Genomic DNA, 17,917 nt, shown 5'->3' with positions numbered 1-17,917 from the left:
TGTGCGTGGACGAGAAGTCGCAGATCGTGTGCCACGAACGCTGAAGGAGGCGTTGATGTAACAGCTTCTGGAAGCGGTGCTGTGCAGGAGATGGAGGTAGGTCCTCCGGAGTCGCCCTGCAGGGGGAGGCTCCAAACCACCGCAGGCTGCGTCGGTTAAGTGCCGGTCGTGGTGAGCGCTGCGGCAAAAGGCATGGCAGTGATCGCGTCAGGTGTGGGTCAGGAAGGCGAGCGCGAGCGAACCGCTGATGACGTGTCGTAACTTTCTTCAATGGCGTCGAAACCGGGGCATGATTTGGGCTCCGGGACAAGTCCGGGGGGAGCCTGCCGACTGCCCGGACGGCGTCCGGCATGGAGGCGGCGCGAGCCTGGTCCGGGCTCCTGCATGGAACGTGGGAACCTGTCGCCCCGATACTGTCGGCGCCCGGTTGGGGTGGTGGCGAGAGGGAGTGTCCCAAGCGGACAAAACCGCGAGGGACCGAGTACCGATGCGGGGCACGGGGGCGGACCGTCTCGTAGTAGTGGTGAAGCCCGGTAATGCGGGTGGAGCGAAGGGGACGGGTCGTCCGGGTCTGTTTGGCGGTCAACCGGAGTTCCCGGGATGAGCCGGACGAGCGGACCGAAGTCGTTTGAGATCTCGAAACACTTGGTGTTCGAGGCGTACTTGAGGGTCAAGGCCAACAAGGGCGCGGCGGGCGTCGACGGCGAGTCGATCGAGCAGTTCGAGGCTGACCTGCGGGGCAACCTCTACAAGGTGTGGAATCGCATGTCGTCGGGCTGCTACTTCCCGCCGCCGGTGCGGATGGTGGAGATCGACAAGCCGGGAGGACGCGGGGTCAGGGTCCTCGGCGTGCCCACGGTCGCGGACAGAATCGCGCAGACGGTAGTGGCCATGGTGCTGGAGCCGCTGGTGGAGCCTGTGTTCCACCCGGACTCCTACGGCTACCGGCCCCGCCGTAGTGCGCTGGATGCGGTCGCGGCGTGCCGGGAGAGGTGCTGGAAGACGGACTGGGTGATCGATCTGGACATCCGGGGCTTCTTCGACAACCTCGATCATGATCTCGTCCTCAAGGCGGTCGCGCACCACACCGACCAGCGGTGGGTCCTGCTGTATGTGGAGCGGTGGCTCAAGGCCCCGCTCCAGCGGCCGGACGGCAGCCTGCAAGCCCGGGACCGCGGGAGCCCGCAGGGCTCGGCGGTCTCACCCGTGTTGTCCAACCTGTTCATGCACTACGCGTTCGATGCCTGGATGGCCCGGGAGCATCCCGGCGTCCAGTTCGAGCGCTACTGCGATGACGTGGTGGTCCACTGCCGCAACGAAGCCCAAGCGCACCAGATGCGTGAGGCCATCGCCGGGCGACTGGCCGACTGCGGGGGGCTGCAACTGCATCCCCAGAAGACCCGCATCGTGTACTGCCGGGACAGGAACAGGCGTGGCTCGGCCGAGCACACCTCGTTCACGTTCCTGGGGTACGGATTTCGCCTGCGGAAACTCCGGACGAAGTACGGGGACTTCTTCTTCGGCTTCAATCCGGCCGTCAGCGACGAGGCCGCCAAGCAGATCCGGGTGCAGATCCGCCGCTGGCGGCTGCACTTGCGCAGCGAGACGACCCTGGAGCAGCTCGCCCGGGAGATCAACCCGGTCGTGCGAGGCTGGATCAACTACTTCGGGCGGTTCCACCCGTCCGCGTTGAACTCCAGCCTCAACCGCATCAACGACTATCTGGTGCGGTGGCTCGTCCGCAAGTACAAGCGGTTCAAACGGAAACGAGCCAGAGCGCGAGAAGCCCTGAACCGCCACGCCAGGCGGTTCCCCGGACTCTTCGCACACTGGAAGTTCGTCAAGCCGTGACCGTGCACGACTGGACGATGGGAGCCGTGTAGGCCGAGAGGTTTACGCACGGTTCTGAGAGCGGCGGCGGCGGGTGAAACTCCCGCCGCCGACTCACCCAGGCACTGGACCGGTCGGCGCCGGTGCTGCCGATGATGCCCGGCCTGCCCGAACGCCGCACCCACGACTACCTGCGCGGCGGCGTGACGACCCTGTTCGCCGCCCTGAACGCGGCCACCGGCGAGGTCATCAGCTCGCTCCACCGCCGGCACCGTGCGGTGGAGTTCAAGAAGTTCCTGGCCAAGCTGGACAAGGAGGTCCCCGACCACCTCGACGTCCACCTGATCTGCGACAACTACGCCACTCACAAGACACCCGCGATCCACATCGCCGAGAACGAACTGATCGCCCCAGCCCCTCCCTCAACAACACCGAAACCATGCCTGAACAGCGGAAACTTAACGATCGCATCCGGAAGGACAACGGCTTCTCATTTCAAATAGCAGCGACTGTTCTTCCGTTCGGGCAGCAGTTGGTGATCTTGAGGCTCATGGTTGTTCACGAGAAATAGCAGCAGCAGTACGGCGGCCTGCGCTCGTGAGGGCGGGGGTGTGGCGCTGACATTTGGGGACCAGTCGGTCTTGTCAGCGAGCCGGTGGGGTGAGGGTGGTGCGGTCGAACGGGCCGCCGTGTGCGGCGGCGTACGTGACGGCGTCGTTGACGGCGTTGAGGCCGAACGACCGGACCCGTTCGGGGGCGAGGTCCAGGGTGCCCGAGGCGAGGAGCCGGATGATGCCGACGTTCGCTGCACGCGGGTACATCCACTGGCCGCGCACGGTGATCGAGTTGCGCATGATCCATGGGTACGGCAGTGCGAGGTCGTCGCCACCGAGCATGCCGACGCCACCCATAAGCACGACGCGGCCGTATTCGCGCACGGTCATGGCTGCCGTGCGCGCTGCCGAGCTGGGTGCGCTCGGCGGTAGCAGGTCGATCACCATGTCGATCGGGCCGTCGGCCGCCGCGGACATCGCCGCGCGGTCGGCGGCCTCGTCCCCGGTGAGCGGGACCGGGCGCACGAGCGGACCGAACCGGTCGGCGAGGAGGTCGAGCGCGGTCTGGTTGCGGCCTGGGGCGACCACGCGGCCCGCCCCCATGGCGAGCGCGACCGCGACCGCACTGCTGCCGAGGTTGCCGGTGGCCCCGTTGACGAGCAGCGTCTCACCGGCTGCGAGCCCGCCGGCCAGCAGCCCGCCGTAAGGGATGACGTGCACGCCGAGCGCGGCCCAGCGGGCCGGGTCGTCCCCCGCCGCTGCGGGGAGCGGGAAAGCGTTCTCTGTCGGGACCCGCATGAGCTCGGCGAACGATCCGTCGTGCAGGTACCGGGCGAGGCGCGCGCCACCCTCGCCGCGGGAGCTCCAGCCCTGGAGCGTGATATCGGGCGTCAGGGCGTCGTCCCGCGAGCGCACCGTCGAGTCGCACCACACCAGGTCGCCGGGGCGCAGTCGGGTGGCGTCCGGGCCCACGTGGACGACCCGTCCCACGCCGCCGATCCCGGGCACGACAGGAGGGACCAGGGGGTAGTTCCGCTCGCCGCTGAAGACCTCGGCCGCGTAGGGCGCCACGCCGGCGGCGAGGACCTCGACCACCACCTCGCCGCCGCCGACCTCGGGGTCGGGAACCTCCCGCACTGTGAGCGGGGCACCGAACTGCGTCAGAACTGCTGCTCGCACGTGATGACCTCCGTGTTCGTCCGTGTTCGTCGGGATCGACACTAGGAACCCAGCGGGCATGCGGGAAGCGACGATCAAGCATCTGTGGTATGCGTATCCCGCATGGACATCTCCAGCACAGGCCTACGGGTCCTGCGGCAGATCGCCGAGTCCGGCAGCTTCACCGCAGCAGCCACCCGGCTCGGCTACACCCAGTCGGCGGTCTCACGCCAGGCCGCCTCCCTCGAACGAAGCGCGGGCACCGCCCTGTTCGAACGCCGCCCCGACGGAGTGCGGCTCACCCCCGCGGGTCTGACTCTGTTGCGCCACGCTCGCACGATCCTGGACTGTCTGACGGCGGCCGAGCGTGACCTCACCGGCACCGTCTCGCGTACCGAACTGGTGCGGCTCGGGCTGTTCCTGAGCGCGGGCGCGGCCATCCTGCCTCTCTCACTCACCCGCCTCGCGGCGACCGACCCGCAGATCACGGTCACGACTACCGAGGGCACCACGCCCTCCCTGATCCGGGCACTGCGCGCGGGGTCGATCGACCTCGCCGTGCTGACGTCCCGCCCGCCCCACCGGCCTTTGGACGGCGAGTCGCCGCGCCTGCACGTCGAGACCGTTGCGGACACCGAACTGGTCGTGGCGGTGCCTTCGACCGGAGAGTTCGCCGGCCGCGCCGCGGTGCACGTCGACGAACTGGTCGACGCCCCATGGATCGCCGCCCCGGCGTCGAACGCCGAGCCACTGCTCGGCGTCTGGCCCGGCCTGCCCGGACGGCCGGACATCGTCCACTGCGCGCGCGACTGGCTGACGAAGCTTCAGCTGGTCGCCGGTGGCTTCGGGGTGACAACGGTGCCCTTGCGGCTCTCGCCGGTGCTGCCGCCCGGGGTGAGCCTGCTGCACGTCGAAGGCGCACCTCCCGAGATCCGCCGGGTTCTCGTGGCGCGACTCCCCGGCCGTCCCACCCCGGCGATCACGGCCGTCACCCGAGCAATTGCCTCGACCACCTGATACGTGTATCTCGGCGTTGGCCAGGGCCCTTTCAGCAGGAGTACCCCGCTGCTGCCCGCGCAAGTGCCCCAGTGACGTCAAAACTCGTGAACATAACCAGGCCGTAGAGCTGGGTGCCTCCCAGACCCGTGAACAACTGACTTCAATACGCGTGAATAAAGCCAGTCGGCGGATGGACGGTGGGTGGGCGTCAGTTCTGCTCGCTGTGCGGTGCCTTGTGGACGGGTTGGCGGGCGCCGAGGCGGGCGGGGGCCGCGGTCAGCGCTGCGAGAGCGAGCAGCGTCGCGGTGACCATGCCGACGGTCTACGGGCCGGAGGGCAGGAGCACAGCGTTGGGGCCGACCTGCAGGAGCGCGTACAGTCCCGTGCCGGCCGGAACGCCGATCGCGGCCGCGGGCAGGGCCGGCAGCAACTGGGCCGCGATCAGTCCGGTGGTGACCTGTCCTGGAGTGGCGCCGAGCGTGCGGGCGACGGCCAGGGGGCGTCGTGCGTCGAGGGCGGCGTTCCAGGCGGTGGCGGCGGCGTTTGACCACGGCCAGCACGATCACGGCGACGATGACGCCCTGGACGATGTGGTTGGTCAGTACCTCGTTCGGGTCGGGCAGGGTGGATGCGCCCAGGTCGAGCCGGAACGGCGGCTGGGCCTGGAAGGTCAGTGCCGCGGAGAGCCCGGTGGTGACGGTGAAGGTGTCGGCCGCGGTGAGGAGTGCACGGCGCGGGCGCCGGGCGGCGAGGCGCAGTCCGACCATGAGCGGGATGGGCAGCCAAGCGGCGTCACGGGCGAGCGCGGAGTACTGACCAGGTGCGCGGGCTGGATCGGCGAGTGCGTGGGCGGTGGTGGTGCGGGCGGCCCGCCAGGCGGGACCGATCGCCGCGCCGGCGGAGATCGCGAGCGCGGTGACGCCGACGGCCACTACGGTGCCTGCCGAGGGGGCGGCGAATGCCATGTCGAGCAGCCCGCCGCCGGGGTCGCTGAGCGCGGGCGCGAGCAGGCATCCCAGGGCCAGGCCGGCCGCGCCCGCGGCCAAGGCCAGGGCCAGGTACTCGGTCAGCAGCGCCGCGGCTACCAGGCCCGGGGTGGCGCCGACCGCTTTGAACAGCCCGACCCTGCGGGTCTGTTCGGCTACGCGGCCTGCGACCAGGGCGCTCGCCCCGGCGAGGGCGAGGCTGACCAGGAGCCAGCTGCCGACCGTGACGGCGTCGTGCACGGTGCGCAGGCCGTCGGCGTTGTCCTGGGCGAAGTCCTGCCAGGCGCGGACGTTCGCCTGGACGGCCTGTACGGACGGGGAGTCCACGAATGCCTTGGCATTGTGCGGCTTGGCCAGCTTCAGGTTCGCGGTGTAGGACAGGGGCAGCTGGGGTGAGAAGCCGTTGTCCTATCGATCATGAGGACGGTTCTGGTCGAACACCGGCCTTGGTCGGGTGATCTTGGCCGGGTCAAGGCATGAGAACAGGACCTCTTGGTAGCTCGGGGTTGCGACACCATCGCGAGCACCGAGGAGGCCCTGTTGTCCCAGTCCTGCGTGACGGCTCTGGTTCCGTCCAACTCCGACGCCCTGTCGGGTGATTGCCTCGCGCATCGGTTCGGGAACGCGGTCGATCGTCCGAACAGGGCGGCGGTGTATCCGTGCGGCACCATCCGCTTGGCGATCCGCCGGCGCACCGGAACCGGATCCCACGTGGACTGGTTCACGAACTGCTGCAGGTTCTGCTCGTTGCCGTCCGGCAGCCGCGAGGCCATGGCCTGGAAGGACGTGCGGCGACCGTCCATCATCAGTCCCCGCAGATAGCAGTCGCCCTTGGCACGCTGGTCCTTGCGCGGCACCGAGGCAAACACATCCGCCACGAATAACGCCAACGCCGCCCGAACACGATTGACTTCATGTGCGTCCACACAGTCCTCATGCCCCGGAACACTGCAGGCAGACAGAACCTAACGGAGTCCTACTGGACGCCGTGGTTCCTGCGGAAGAGGTTCGCCGGGTCACAGGTCTCCTCGACCCGGGCGAGCCTCTTCCGCGTCTCGGTCGTACAGGCCGGCGGCCCTACGACACCGTGCCCACGCCCGGCGCCGGCCCGCTCGGCGGCGCCGGCCCGTACGGCTCGCCCGCCGCACCACCTGCCCCCAGCAGCACTTGCACCTGCACCCGGACGGTACGGGCCCCCGGATCGGGGTGCTGCCGTTCAGCGGCTCGGCCGTGACCAGCACTCCGCCCTCGTGGCCGCCGGCCAGTCCGTGCCCTGTCGTCTGCACGCCGACGGGCAGGCCATCGGCCGCCGCGTACCGCACGGCGGCCACCACGTCCGCCACCGAGCGGGCGGGCGCGACCGCGGTGGGCCGCCGGCGGAAACCCAGCCGGAAACCGGCCAGTTCGTCGCCGGTGTCGCCGGGGCAGAGGAGGGTCAGGTCGGGGTGGTCGTCCACGAGGGTCATGCCGTGCGGCATGGCCGCATGACCTGACAGGCCCTGTCAGGTTTTCGCCTTCTGGCAGGTGGGGCACCAGAAGAGGTTGCGGGCGGCGAGACCGGCGGTGCGGATCTCGTCGCCGCAGACGTGGCAGGGCAGGGTGGCGCGGCGGTAGACGTACACCTCGCCGCCGTGATCGTCCACGCGGGGCGGGCGCCCCATGGCCTCCGGGGTGTGCTCGGGCCGTACGGTGTCGATCCGGTTGTTCCGCACCCCCTCGTGCATCAGCTCGACGAGGTCGGCCCACAGGGCGTCCCATTCGGCCGGGGTGATGTCCCTGCCCGCGCGGTACGGGTCGACGCCGTTCCGGAACAGGACCTCGGCGCGGTAGACGTTGCCGACCCCGGCGACGATCTTCTGGTCCATGAGCAGCGCGGCGATCGTGGTGCGGCTGCGGGAGATCCTGCGGTACGCCTCACTCGGGTCGGCGTCGTCGCGGAGCGGGTCGGGGCCGAGGCGGTCGTGCACGGCCCGCTTCTCGGCGGCGGTGATCAGTGCGCAGGTCGTGGGGCCGCGCAGGTCCACGTACACGGTGTCGTTCGCGAGCCGGAGGCGGACGGTGCCGGCCGGCGGGGGCGCCGGGGCGCCGCCGAAGCCGACCTTGCCGAAGAGGCCGAGGTGGATGTGGACCCAGTCCGCGTCCCGGAAGCGGAGGAAGAGGTGCTTGCCGTGGGCCTCGGTGGCCGTCAGTTCGGCGCGGTCCAGAAGGGCGGCGGCGTCGGAGAACTTGCCCTGCGGACTTGTCACCTGCGGGGCCGTGCCGAGGAACCGGGCGGCGTAGTCCTGGGCCAGCCGGTGAATGGTGTGCCCTTCCGGCACGGCGGGGAGTCCTTTCCTGCGTACTGTCCCACCCGCCCATCCGTCTCGCTCGGCCGAGAGGTGAACGCGGGCTGGGCCGAGAGCCCGGCCGGCCGGTCCGCGTGGTCGGGTCTGCGTGCTTTCCCGCCCGCCCGCCGTCTCGCCGGGGCGCGGGCCGAGCGACCACGGCGGGCGGAGCCCCGGAGGCCGGCTGTCCGGGACAGGCGGGCGGGACGGGGGTCCGGGGGCGGGCTCCCTAGCCCTGCGGGTGGTGGGCCGGGATCGGCGGCAGCTCACCCGTCGTCTCGTACGCCGACAGCATGTCGATCCGCCGGACGTGACGCTCGTCACCGGAGAACGGCGTGTTGAGGAAGACCTCGACGAACTTCGTCGCCTCCTCAGTGCTGTGCATGCGCGCACCCACCGCGACCACGTTGGCATCGTTGTGCTGCCGGCCGAGCGCCGCCGTCTCCTCGCTCCAGGCCAGCGCCGCCCGCACGCCCTTCACCTTGTTCGCGGCGATCTGCTCCCCGTTGCCGGAGCCGCCGATCACGATGCCGAGGGCGGCGTCGTCCGCGGCCGTACGCTCCGCGGCGCGCAGGCAGAAGGGCGGGTAGTCGTCCTGGGCGTCGTAGATGTGCGGACCGCAGTCGACGGGCTCGTGCCCCGCCGCCTTCAGCCACTCGACGAGGTGGTTCTTGAGTTCGTAGCCAGCATGGTCGGAGCCGAGATACACGCGCATGCCATGAGTGTGACACGCGCACCATCGGGCAGCAGCCTCGGGTGGCGGCACCCGCCGGCGCACTCCGCCGGAACCCCGTCGGTACTTGCTTGGCCAGGGGAAATGTGAGCGAGGCCATAGAACCTCAAGGAAACCTCAAATAACAATACGGATTCAGAGGTTCCCGAATCCATTCACCTCGGATTCACTGGACCGACTCGTACACCGCTTGTCCGAGATGCTCCCCTGGCGCAAAGGAATTCCGTCCAATGACCCCTGGTTCGGGCCTCCAAGCAGGACTCAAGAACCGCCACCTGACGATGATCGCGATCGGCGGCGTGATCGGAGCCGGCCTCTTCGTCGGCTCCAGCACCGGTATCGCCACCGCTGGACCGGGCATCCTCCTGTCCTACGCACTCGTCGGCACCCTCGTCGTGCTCGTGATGCGCATGCTCGGCGAGATGTCCGCGGCCAACCCCACCTCCGGCTCCTTCTCCGAGCACGCCGACCGTGCCCTCGGCCGCTGGGCCGGGTTCTCCATCGGCTGGCTCTACTGGTTCTTCTGGGTCGTCGTGCTGGCCGTCGAGGCCACCGCCGGTGCCAAGATCCTCTCGGGCTGGGTCCCGGCCGTGCCGCAGTGGGGCTGGGCGCTCATCGTGATGACCGTGCTGACCGCGACCAACCTGGTCTCCGTCGGCTCCTACGGCGAGTTCGAGTTCTGGTTCGCCGGCATCAAGGTCGTGGCGATCGGCGTGTTCATCGTCATCGGTCTGCTGGCCGTCTTCGGCGTGCTTCCGGGGGTGCACGCGGACAAGGCGTCCTTCGGCAACCTGGCGAACCACGGCGGCTTCCTGCCGCACGGTCCCGGCTCCATCCTCACCGGTGTGCTGCTGGTCGTCTTCTCCTTCATGGGCAGCGAGATCGCGACCCTGGCGGCCGGCGAGTCCGAGGACCCGCAGCGCGCGGTCACCAAGGCCACCAACAGCATCATCTGGCGTATCGGCGTCTTCTACCTGGGCTCGATCCTCGTCGTGGTCTCGCTGCTGCCGTGGAACGACCCGTCCATCGAGGAGCAGGGCTCCTACGTCGCCGCGCTGAACTCGCTCGGCATCCCCAACGCCGGCCAGATCATGAACGTCGTCATCCTGACGGCGGTGCTGTCCTGCCTCAACTCCGGCCTCTACACGGCCTCACGGATGGCCTTCTCGCTCGGCCAGCGCGGTGACGCGCCGAAGTCGTTCGCCCGCACGACCTCGCGCGGCGTGCCGATGGCGGCGATCCTGGCCTCGGTCGTGTTCGGCTTCGTGGCGGTCTTCTTCAACTACGAGTTCCCGGACACGATCTTCCTCTTCCTGCTCAACTCCAGCGGCGCCGTGGCCCTGTTCGTCTGGCTGGCGATCTGCATCTCCCAGCTGCGGATGCGCCGGATCATCCAGCGGGAGGCGCCGGAGAAGCTCGTCGTGAAGATGTGGCTCTACCCGTATCTGACCTGGGTGACGGCCGCCTTCATCATCGGCGTCCTCGGCTACATGCTGACCGACACCAAGGGCGAGAGCAGCGGCCGTACGACCGTGCTGCTGTCGGTGGGTGTCGCGGCGCTCGTCGTTCTGATCGCCGTGGTGAAGGAGAAGGTCACGGCGAACCGCCCCGCCCCGGCGATCGAGGCCCCGTCCGACAAGGTCTCCGTCGGCTGACCCTCCTTCCTCCGCGACCGCAGCACGGTGAAGGACCCCTTCACCGTGCTGCCGGCCGTCGAGGCCGGGAACAAGGGGCGGCTGGTGCCCCGGCACTGGGGCGTGTTTCGAAAGTCCCGTCTGGTCCGCGACGCCTGGCACGGCACCTCGCCGCGTTGTCGGCATCGTCCACGTACGCCCGGTACGAGGACGACCCTCCGCCTTGCGATGCACCGCACCGGACGCCGCGGACCCCGCCCTCCGGGCGGACGACGCCACTTTCGAAACACGCCCTAGAACCCGTGCGGCAGCCAGGGTGCCACCGGTGAGCCGAACGCGACGGACGCCTCCGTCAGGGACCCCGGCCGCAGCTCCCGCACCCGGCCGGCCGCCGCGAGCGACAGCAGCGTCACCCCGCCGAGATAGGCCCCGCCCAGCTCCCGCACAGAGAGGGAGAGGTCGGGGGTGTCGGAGGTGCGCTCGCAGGACGCGCCCTTGGTGTCGCCCGTCAGCCGCCAACGCCCCGCGTTCCATGGGCAGAAGGCGTCCTCCACCTCCAGCACCACGTCCACGGGCATCTGATAGGTGCGGGCCGACAGCGCCGTACCGACGTCGACGAGACGGACGTACGCGTCGTCCCGCAGGCGCGGCCGGCAGCGGCGGGTGTCCGAGACCAGGTACCGCCAGGCGTCGTCGACCGGCCTCGACCCCACCGACAGCGTCGTCATCAGGTCGATGCCGAACAGGAACCGCCACAGCGCCGCCTCGGTGACGGGATCGAGCGCGGCCAGGTCCCTCAGCCGCACCGTGCCGTCGTGCCCGCCCTCCCCCCAGCCGAGCTTGGTGCTGTAACGCACGTAGCCGGTGATCCGGCCGTCCCGCTCGGCGACCGCGCACTGCAGCGCGGACGCCCCGTCCCGCTCGCTCTCGGGGTCGAGGAGACCGGCCCGCTCCCAGCCGGGCTGCCGGACCAGCATCCCCGGGCGCCGCGGCACCAGCGCCGCGTACACCGCCTCACAGGCGGGGAGGACCTCGGCGGGCGAGGCGTACCGCAGGCGTACGTCGTCCACGCCGGGCGGCAGGGACAGCGTCACCCGGCTCGTGTCGATCTCGGCGGTCGTACGGAAGGTCGCCGCCCCGTACCCGAAGCGGCCGTAGATCGCGGGCTCGGACGCGGTCAGCACCGCCAGCGGCTCGCGGCCCAGCGCCCGTACGTCGTCCAGTTGCCGGCGCATCATCGAGGTCAGCACCCCGCGCCGCCGGTGCGTGCCCGCCACGCCCACCATGGTCACCCCGGCCGCCGGGACCGCCGCCCCGCCCGGCACGGTCGTCCGGAAGCTGAACGCGCCCGCCGTACCGACGATCTCGTCCCCGTCCCAGGCGGCCAGGGAACGGTCGAACTCGGTGAGCGACCTGTCCAGCTCGCGCTCCTCGGGCGGGGCCGCCGGGGCGCCGAAGGCGCGGTACAGGACGCCGTGCCACCGGTCCCAGTCGGACTCGCGCAGCACCTTCAACTCGATTGCCCCGTCAGACCCCATGAGCCATGCCTACCAGCGCGCCGCGGGCCGGGCCAGCGAATTTCCCGCAGGCGGCGGCACGACGGCGCCGCGTGCCGTTCACTGTGAGACGTACCGCGAGGTCGAGTCCCGCGCGGGGGACAAGTGGGGCCTCCCGTGCCAAGCAACCGGTCCGATGGATAGGGTCGCGAACTAATGGCAGCAGGACGAGAGCGGCGATCGAAGGCCGAGACGCTCACGGCCCGGTGGAAGATGCAGTGGCACCGGGCCCGCACCGGCCTGCGCAGAAGCGCCGTGGACTACTTCCGCGGCGACGGCTCCGACTGGATCGCGTTCGCCGGACTGCTTCTCACCATCCCTCTCCTCATGGCCGTGACCCTGGTCGACTCGGTGTGGTGCTCCCCGGCCACTCTGGTGCTGCCGATCGTCGCGGGCGGGCTGCTGCTGCGCCCGGCGAGCCTGCTCGGCCTGTACGCGGCCGGGGCGACCGCGCTGATCGTGGAGTCGGTGCGGCTCGGCCCCTATACCGAGGGGCCGTCACGTGTCACCCCGGGCGTGGTGCTGGTGGTGGCCGCCTGCGGTTTCTTCGGGCTGCTCACGGCCCAGTTCCGCAGCCGGGTCGGCGTGCCCTGGCGGCGTGGCGGCACCATGCTGTTCGACCTGCGCGAGCGGATCCGGGTGCAGAGCAAGCTGCCGAAACTGCCGCAGGGCTGGCACCACGAGATGGCGCTGCGGCCGGCCGGCGGGCAGTCCTTCTCCGGCGACTTCGTCGTCGCCTCCCGGACGAACGGCGGTCGCACCCTGGAGGTCGTCCTCACGGACGTGTCCGGCAAGGGCATGGACGCGGGATCGCGCGCCCTGCTGCTGTCGGGCGCCTTCGGCGGTCTGCTGGGCTCGCTTCCCCCGCACGCCTTCCTCCCGGCCGCGAACGGCTATCTGCTCCGCCAGGACTGGGACGAGGGTTTCGCCACCTCCATCCATCTGGTCCTGGACCTCGACTCCGGGGACTACGAGCTGTACTCCGCCGGCCATCCGCCGGGACTGCAGCTGAGCGCGGGCAGCGGGCGCTGGGAGGAGAAAGCCGCCGAGGGGCCGCTGCTCGGTGTGTACGACGGCGCGCAGTTCGACCCCGTGAAGGGCTCGCTCCGGCCGGGAGACGTGCTGATGCTGTTCACGGACGGTCTGGTGGAGACCTCCGACCGCGACATCGTCGAGGGCATCGACCGCCTCACCGGCGAGGCCGACCGCTATGTCGCGGGCGGCTTCCACGGCGCCGCCTGGCACCTCATCGAGGCCGTCGCGAAGGACGTCAACGACGACCGGGCCCTGCTGTTGATCTGCCGCCAGGCGACGGCGACGCCCCGCTGAGCGGCGCACCGGGCCACACTGGGGCGATGACACCACTCACGCTCGCCGAGGTCGAGGCCGTCGCCCGCACCGCCCACGAAGGCCGGACCGACAAGGCGGGACGGCCGTACGCCGGGCATCTCGCCGCCGTCGCCGCCGGTGTGCGCGCCCGGGGAGGGGACGCGGAGCAGATCGCGGCGGCCTGGCTCCACGACTCCGTGGAGGACGACGTGCTCAGCCGCCAGTGGCTCGCACAGGCGGCGCTGACCGCGCGGACGAAGGCCATCGTGGACGCCCTCACCAGACGCCCGGGGGAGGAGCCGGAGGCGTACGCCCGGCGGATCCTCGCCACGGACGGCGCGCGGCTGGTGAAGGAGGCCGACCTCGCCCACAACGCCGACCCCGAGCGGCTCGCCGTCCTGGACGAACCGACCCGGAGGCGACTGACCGAGAAGTACGCCCGGCTGCGCACGCTTCTCGGTCTGCCGGAGCCGGGCCTCAGGCGCTGACCTTCTCGCGCTCTCGTTCCTTCCGCTCGCGCTCACGGGCCAGTTCGGCCGCGTCCTGTTTGAACGCCCACTCCATCCGCGGCTCCATCGCGAACCGGAAGACACGCCGGACGGGCCCGGTGCACAGCAGGGTGACGGCGGCCCCCGCGAGGAGGGTCACCAGGATCTCGCCGAGCGGCCGGTGCAGCCAGGGGTGGTCGAACAGGCCGCGGAAGTCGGCGAACTTCACCAGGAAGCCGTGCAGCAGATAGCCGTACAGGGTGCCGGCGCCCAGGGCCGTGAACCAGGTCCTGCGGCGCGGCACCCAGGAGTAGAAGCAGGCCGTCAGCACCAGTGAACAGCCCATCAGCGCCAGTGTCGTCACGGGGCCGCACCACCAGGGCGCGCCCAGTTCCTGAGCGGCGTCACGGTGGTAGAACCACGCGGTGTTCATCCGCGGCACCGCCCACCAGCCGACCGCCAGCGCGGCGGCGAACACCGGCACCGAGGCGATCCGCACAGAGCGGCGGCGCACCCGCTGGAAGTGCTCGGGCTTCATGCACAGGCCGAGCACGAAGTACGGCAGGAACTGCAGGACACGCTGCAGGTCCAGGTCGTCACCGATGTTCGGGGTGACGGACGCCAGCATGGCGATGACGAGGGCGACCGCGAACGGCGCGCGCACCAGCTTCCAGATCGGCGTCGTCAGCCGCCAGACGAACAGGGCGACCAGGAACCAGGTCAGGTACCAGGGATCGAGGAGGCTGATCTCCTGGTGCGAGCCCGTGATGAGGTTCTTGAACGTCGGGTACGCCGTCTCGAACAAAACATACGGCACCGCGACACCGGTGATCAGCCGCTTCAGCCGGTCCGGGCGCATGTCGAAACTGCGTGAGAAGAAGCCGGAGATGATGATGAACGCCGGCATGTGGAAGCAGTACACGACGGTGTAGAGCGCCTCCAGGATCCGGCTGTCGCCCTTCAGGGGCTCCCAGGAGTGCCCCATCGCGACGAGCACGATCGCCAGGTACTTGGCGTTGTCGAAGAACGCGTCGCGCTGTTTGCCGCCCGACTGCCGGCTGCCGGGTTCTTCACCGGGTCCGTCCGTCTTCGCCGGACCCTCCCGTGCACTCATCGGGGTACGCGGGCCGGGCACTCCGGCCGCCGGCGACTGTGCCGGGGGGAGCGGCCCGCGGTTCTGGCCGGGGGACGAGGCGGCGTCAAACATCTCAGGCACCCTAGCGTCGTCTGTGGGATTTCGTAAAACCCCGCAGTCATTCCTGGTTAATGTCTCCGGATACCCCCTGATTTACAGAACTTGCCATCCCCGTCTACGTGATGGTGGGCACACAGGAGGTTCCGGATCACCCCTCGATGTCCCGATTCATCCGCACCAAGCAGGGCATACAGCGTCTCTGTGTCATCAATTCGAATTACCTGCGCACGGGATGTGTGGACCCGGAAACGAAGTGGCGTAATTACCAGGCGAGTCACACGCGGCCGACGCGGTCGAATTGCCGTGCGGCAGATCGCCCGCACCGGTTCCGGTGTCCGACGTTGTGTCACGGGTCGCATGGGTGGGCCGGGTTGGTGGCACGATGGTTCTGGCGGGGGTGCGCGGGCCGTACCTCCGGGCCGGGAGAGCGGACCGACCGAGGGTGTGATCAGTTGTGGCCATTTCACTGTCTGTGGTGCTGCTGTTGGCGATCATCCTTGTAGTGCTCCTGAGAGGAGGCAGCATCAAGGCGGGTCCCGCGATCGTCGCGGTCCTCTTCGGCTTCTTCCTCGCCTCGACCGGCATGGCCCCGTCCATCGACCGATTCCTGAACTCGATAGCGGACTCGATCAGCTCGATCAAGTTCTGACGGACCCGGGTCCGGGGTCGCCGACGGGCGCGAGGTCCGGGCGCTCGCCGACGTGTGCGGAGGCCCGGGGGGTGCCGGCGGCGCGGGGCCGGGGGCCGGGGACGCGCGGAACGACATCGCGGCGACCGGGGACGTACGGCGCCGGCGACGGGAGGCGTGAACCCGGACGCATGCGTCGGACCGCCCCGGACGCCGGGCGCTCCCCTCGGACGGTGACCGGCGACACCGGCCTGACCCCGCTCGCCCGACCGGCGGCACCTGCCGCAGGTCGCCGGACACACCGCAGGCCCGGCCCCGCCGAAGCGGAACCGGGCCTTTGGGGTCGGTCGTGCCGACCGGCCGGAGCGGGCGACGGGAATCGAACCCGCGTAGCTAGTTTGGAAGACTAGGGCTCTACCATTGAGCTACGCCCGCAACAGTGCGCCGCAGGTCGGTGACCGCGGCACTGGAGGCATCGTAGCGGGTCGGCCGCCGCCGAGGCCAACGAGTTGTCCGGAGCGCCGCCGCAGGTCCGCCTCCGGGCGCGGCCCACGCAGGTCCGCCTCCGGGCGCGGCCCGCAGAATACGGCCGACGCCGCCGCCCGGGGCATGTACCCTACGTGTCGCACCAGACGGGGTGTGGCGCAGCTTGGTAGCGCGTCCGCTTTGGGAGCGGAAGGCCGTGGGTTCAAATCCCGCCACCCCGACCACTCGGCCCGACGGCACGTTGATGATCGCCTTTTGGGGCGCTGACCGGCTGCGGTTACTATGCAAGCTGCGCGCCCGTGTGTCCCGGCCTCGACGGCCTACGAACTCCTCCGGGCGGCGAAATCCGCCGGACCTGTCTGGCTCCGGCAGAACCCAAGAAGTCAGCCACAAGGAGACCGAACCGTGAAGAGCGCCGTGGAGACCCTGAACCCGACCCGGGTTCGGCTCACTGTCGAGGTGCCCTTCGAGGAGCTCAAGGACAGCCTCGACGCGGCGTACAAGAAGATCAACCAGCAGGTCACGGTGAAGGGCTTCCGCAAGGGCAAGATCCCGGCCCGTGTCATCGACCAGCGGTTCGGTCGTGGCGCCGTGCTCGAGGAGGCCGTCAACGACGCGCTTCCGAAGTTCTACACCGAGGCGGTCAACGAGGCGGAGCTGAACCCGCTCGGCCAGCCCGAGGTCGACATCACCGAACTGAAGGACGGCGAGACGCTGAACTTCACCGCCGAGGTCGACGTCCGTCCGGCCCTGGAGATCCCGGACTACTCCGGCATCGAGGTCGAGGTCGACGCCGTCGAGGTGACGGACGAGGACGTCGAGAAGTCCGTGGAGCAGCTGCGTGAGCGCTTCGCGTCGACCACCCCCGTCGAGCGGGCCGCCGAGGACGGCGACGTCGTCACCATCGACCTGCAGGCCAAGGTCGACGGCGAGGTCCTCGAGGACGGCATCGCCAACGGTGTCTCCTACACCATCGGCTCCGGCGAGCTGCTCGACGGCATCGACGACGCCGTCAAGGGTCTGTCCGCCGACGAGGAGGCCACCTTCACCTCCGAGCTGAAGGGCGGCTCCGCCGCGGGCAAGGAGGCCGAGGTCACCGTCAAGGTCACCCAGGTCGCCAAGCGCGAACTGCCCGAGCTGGACGACGAGTTCGCGCAGCTCGCCTCCGAGTTCGACACCCTGGAGGAGCTGAGGGCCGACAGCCGCAAGCGCCTCGCGAACATGAAGCAGTTCGACCAGGCCACCCAGGCGCAGGAGCGCGTCCTGGAGAAGCTGCTCGAGCTGGTCGAGGTCCCGGTCCCCGAGAAGTTGCTCGAGGACGAGATCAACACCCGCAAGCACAACCTGGAGCACCACCAGCTCGCCCAGATGGGCCTCACCCTCGACAAGTACCTGGAGATCCAGGGCAAGACCGCCGAGGAGTTCGACGCCGAGACCCGCGAGGCCGCGGTCAAGGGCATCAAGACCCAGTTCGTCCTGGACGAGCTGGTCAAGAAGGAGCAGCTCAACGTCAACCAGGAGGAGCTCACCGAGCACCTCATGCGGCGCGCCGCCTCCTCCGGCATGTCCCCCGACCAGTTCGCCCAGGCCGTCGTCGAGGGCGGCCAGGTGCCGCTCCTGGTCGGCGAGGTCGCCCGCGGCAAGGCCCTGGCCGTCGTGGTCGAGGCTGCCACGGTGAAGGACACCAACGGCGAGATCGTCGACCTGGACGACGAGGAGGACGAGGAGGCCGCCGAGGCCGAGTCCACCGACGCCGAGGCCGCCGAGTCGGCCGAGGAGAAGCCGGAGGCCTGATCCGGGTCCGACGGCGCCTGCACGGCACGTACAACGGGCCCCGGGAACCTTCCCCGGGGCCCGTTCGTCGTTCCGGGGATGCCGGCCGCCCCGAGGGGACCGCGGGGCCGCACGGGCATGCTGCTCCGCCGCGTGGGCGCCCGGCCGCGACCGGAGCCGCACACGCCGACGTGCCGCACCCCTCACGGTGAGTAGGCTCCCGGCCTCCCCTGCGGAGCGCTAC

Annotated in this window: 14 protein-coding genes, 2 tRNA genes and 3 pseudogenes; 9 read left to right on the top strand and 10 right to left on the bottom strand. The window is 70.0% G+C overall.

Annotation, left to right across the window (positions count from 1 at the left end):
- Positions 1–648 precede the first annotated feature (648 nt).
- Together ltrA and AC5WRT_RS20960 are read left to right on the top strand one after the other, a co-directional pair.
- The gene (gene ltrA, locus AC5WRT_RS20965) at positions 649–1,851 is read left to right on the top strand and encodes a group II intron reverse transcriptase/maturase (RefSeq protein WP_496100490.1); all 1,203 of its coding nucleotides are present in this window, start codon (positions 649–651) and stop codon (positions 1,849–1,851) included.
- 98 nt (positions 1,852–1,949) lie between these two features.
- Positions 1,950–2,213, top strand: a pseudogene (locus AC5WRT_RS20960) (IS630 family transposase); the annotation flags it as partial.
- A 261-nt stretch (positions 2,214–2,474) separates the two neighbouring features.
- Here the strand turns inward: AC5WRT_RS20960 and AC5WRT_RS20955 are convergent.
- The gene (locus AC5WRT_RS20955) at positions 2,475–3,563 is read right to left on the bottom strand and encodes an alcohol dehydrogenase catalytic domain-containing protein (RefSeq protein WP_496094779.1); all 1,089 of its coding nucleotides are present in this window, start codon (positions 3,561–3,563) and stop codon (positions 2,475–2,477) included.
- A gap of 102 nt (positions 3,564–3,665) precedes the next feature.
- Here AC5WRT_RS20955 and AC5WRT_RS20950 point away from each other — a divergent pair, with 102 nt between their 5' ends.
- Complete coding sequence (locus AC5WRT_RS20950; RefSeq protein ID WP_496094780.1) at positions 3,666–4,559, top strand: LysR family transcriptional regulator; 894 nt, start codon at positions 3,666–3,668, stop codon at positions 4,557–4,559.
- Positions 4,560–4,863: 304 nt separating this feature from the next.
- Here the strand turns inward: AC5WRT_RS20950 and AC5WRT_RS20945 are convergent, their stop codons facing one another.
- The 6 genes and pseudogenes from AC5WRT_RS20945 to AC5WRT_RS20920 all read right to left on the bottom strand — a co-directional run bounded on the left by AC5WRT_RS20945 (position 4,864) and on the right by AC5WRT_RS20920 (position 8,566).
- Positions 4,864–5,037 carry a hypothetical protein gene (locus AC5WRT_RS20945; RefSeq protein ID WP_496100493.1) on the bottom strand — a complete coding sequence of 58 codons (174 nt, stop codon included), beginning with the start codon at positions 5,035–5,037 and terminating at the stop codon, positions 4,864–4,866.
- Between the two features lie 421 nt (positions 5,038–5,458).
- Positions 5,459–5,767: pseudogene (locus AC5WRT_RS20940) on the bottom strand (FtsX-like permease family protein); the annotation flags it as partial.
- Positions 5,768–6,096: 329 nt separating this feature from the next.
- Positions 6,097–6,453, bottom strand: a pseudogene (locus tag AC5WRT_RS20935) (transposase); the annotation flags it as partial.
- Positions 6,454–6,543: 90 nt separating this feature from the next.
- Positions 6,544–6,993 carry an FAD-binding protein gene (locus tag AC5WRT_RS20930; protein WP_496094782.1) on the bottom strand — a complete coding sequence of 150 codons (450 nt, stop codon included), beginning with the start codon at positions 6,991–6,993 and terminating at the stop codon, positions 6,544–6,546.
- A gap of 36 nt (positions 6,994–7,029) precedes the next feature.
- The gene (locus AC5WRT_RS20925; RefSeq protein WP_496100489.1) at positions 7,030–7,845 is read right to left on the bottom strand and encodes an Fpg/Nei family DNA glycosylase; all 816 of its coding nucleotides are present in this window, start codon (positions 7,843–7,845) and stop codon (positions 7,030–7,032) included.
- Positions 7,846–8,080: 235 nt separating this feature from the next.
- Positions 8,081–8,566 (bottom strand): ribose-5-phosphate isomerase, encoded by a 486-nt coding sequence (locus AC5WRT_RS20920; RefSeq protein ID WP_496094784.1) that lies wholly within the window; start codon positions 8,564–8,566, stop codon positions 8,081–8,083.
- A gap of 248 nt (positions 8,567–8,814) precedes the next feature.
- On the opposite strand from AC5WRT_RS20920, the gene AC5WRT_RS20915 reads away from it, so the two are divergent.
- On the top strand, positions 8,815–10,239 hold the full coding sequence (locus tag AC5WRT_RS20915) for an amino acid permease (protein ID WP_496094785.1): 1,425 nt from the start codon (positions 8,815–8,817) through the stop codon (positions 10,237–10,239).
- A gap of 272 nt (positions 10,240–10,511) precedes the next feature.
- On the opposite strand, the gene AC5WRT_RS20910 is transcribed toward AC5WRT_RS20915, so the two are convergent.
- The gene (locus tag AC5WRT_RS20910) at positions 10,512–11,756 is read right to left on the bottom strand and encodes a GNAT family N-acetyltransferase (RefSeq protein ID WP_496094786.1); all 1,245 of its coding nucleotides are present in this window, start codon (positions 11,754–11,756) and stop codon (positions 10,512–10,514) included.
- 174 nt (positions 11,757–11,930) lie between these two features.
- Here AC5WRT_RS20910 and AC5WRT_RS20905 point away from each other — a divergent pair, with 174 nt between their 5' ends.
- Together AC5WRT_RS20905 and AC5WRT_RS20900 are read left to right on the top strand one after the other, a co-directional pair.
- Complete coding sequence (locus AC5WRT_RS20905) at positions 11,931–13,103, top strand: SpoIIE family protein phosphatase (protein ID WP_496094787.1); 1,173 nt, start codon at positions 11,931–11,933, stop codon at positions 13,101–13,103.
- A gap of 26 nt (positions 13,104–13,129) precedes the next feature.
- A complete protein-coding gene (locus AC5WRT_RS20900) occupies positions 13,130–13,591 on the top strand; it encodes an HD domain-containing protein (protein ID WP_496094788.1) in 462 nt (153 codons plus the stop codon).
- Here the strand turns inward: AC5WRT_RS20900 and AC5WRT_RS20895 are convergent.
- The gene (locus AC5WRT_RS20895; RefSeq protein WP_496094877.1) at positions 13,581–14,726 is read right to left on the bottom strand and encodes an acyltransferase family protein; all 1,146 of its coding nucleotides are present in this window, start codon (positions 14,724–14,726) and stop codon (positions 13,581–13,583) included. The genes AC5WRT_RS20900 and AC5WRT_RS20895 overlap by 11 nt on opposite strands.
- Before the next feature lie 514 nt (positions 14,727–15,240).
- Here AC5WRT_RS20895 and AC5WRT_RS20890 point away from each other — a divergent pair.
- Positions 15,241–15,435, top strand: coding sequence for a hypothetical protein (locus tag AC5WRT_RS20890; RefSeq protein ID WP_351615137.1), 195 nt, complete (start codon positions 15,241–15,243; stop codon positions 15,433–15,435).
- Positions 15,436–15,778: 343 nt separating this feature from the next.
- Here the strand turns inward: AC5WRT_RS20890 and AC5WRT_RS20885 are convergent.
- Positions 15,779–15,849, bottom strand: a tRNA-Gly gene (locus AC5WRT_RS20885).
- A gap of 198 nt (positions 15,850–16,047) precedes the next feature.
- On the opposite strand from AC5WRT_RS20885, the gene AC5WRT_RS20880 reads away from it, so the two are divergent.
- A tRNA-Pro gene (locus AC5WRT_RS20880) sits at positions 16,048–16,124 on the top strand.
- A 181-nt stretch (positions 16,125–16,305) separates the two neighbouring features.
- A complete protein-coding gene (gene tig, locus AC5WRT_RS20875) occupies positions 16,306–17,694 on the top strand; it encodes a trigger factor (RefSeq protein ID WP_496094789.1) in 1,389 nt (462 codons plus the stop codon).
- The last annotated feature ends 223 nt before the right edge of the window (positions 17,695–17,917 follow it).

The organism is Streptomyces sp. NTD91 (genome assembly GCF_059510455.1).
This window is presented reverse-complemented; position numbering and strand designations above follow the sequence as displayed.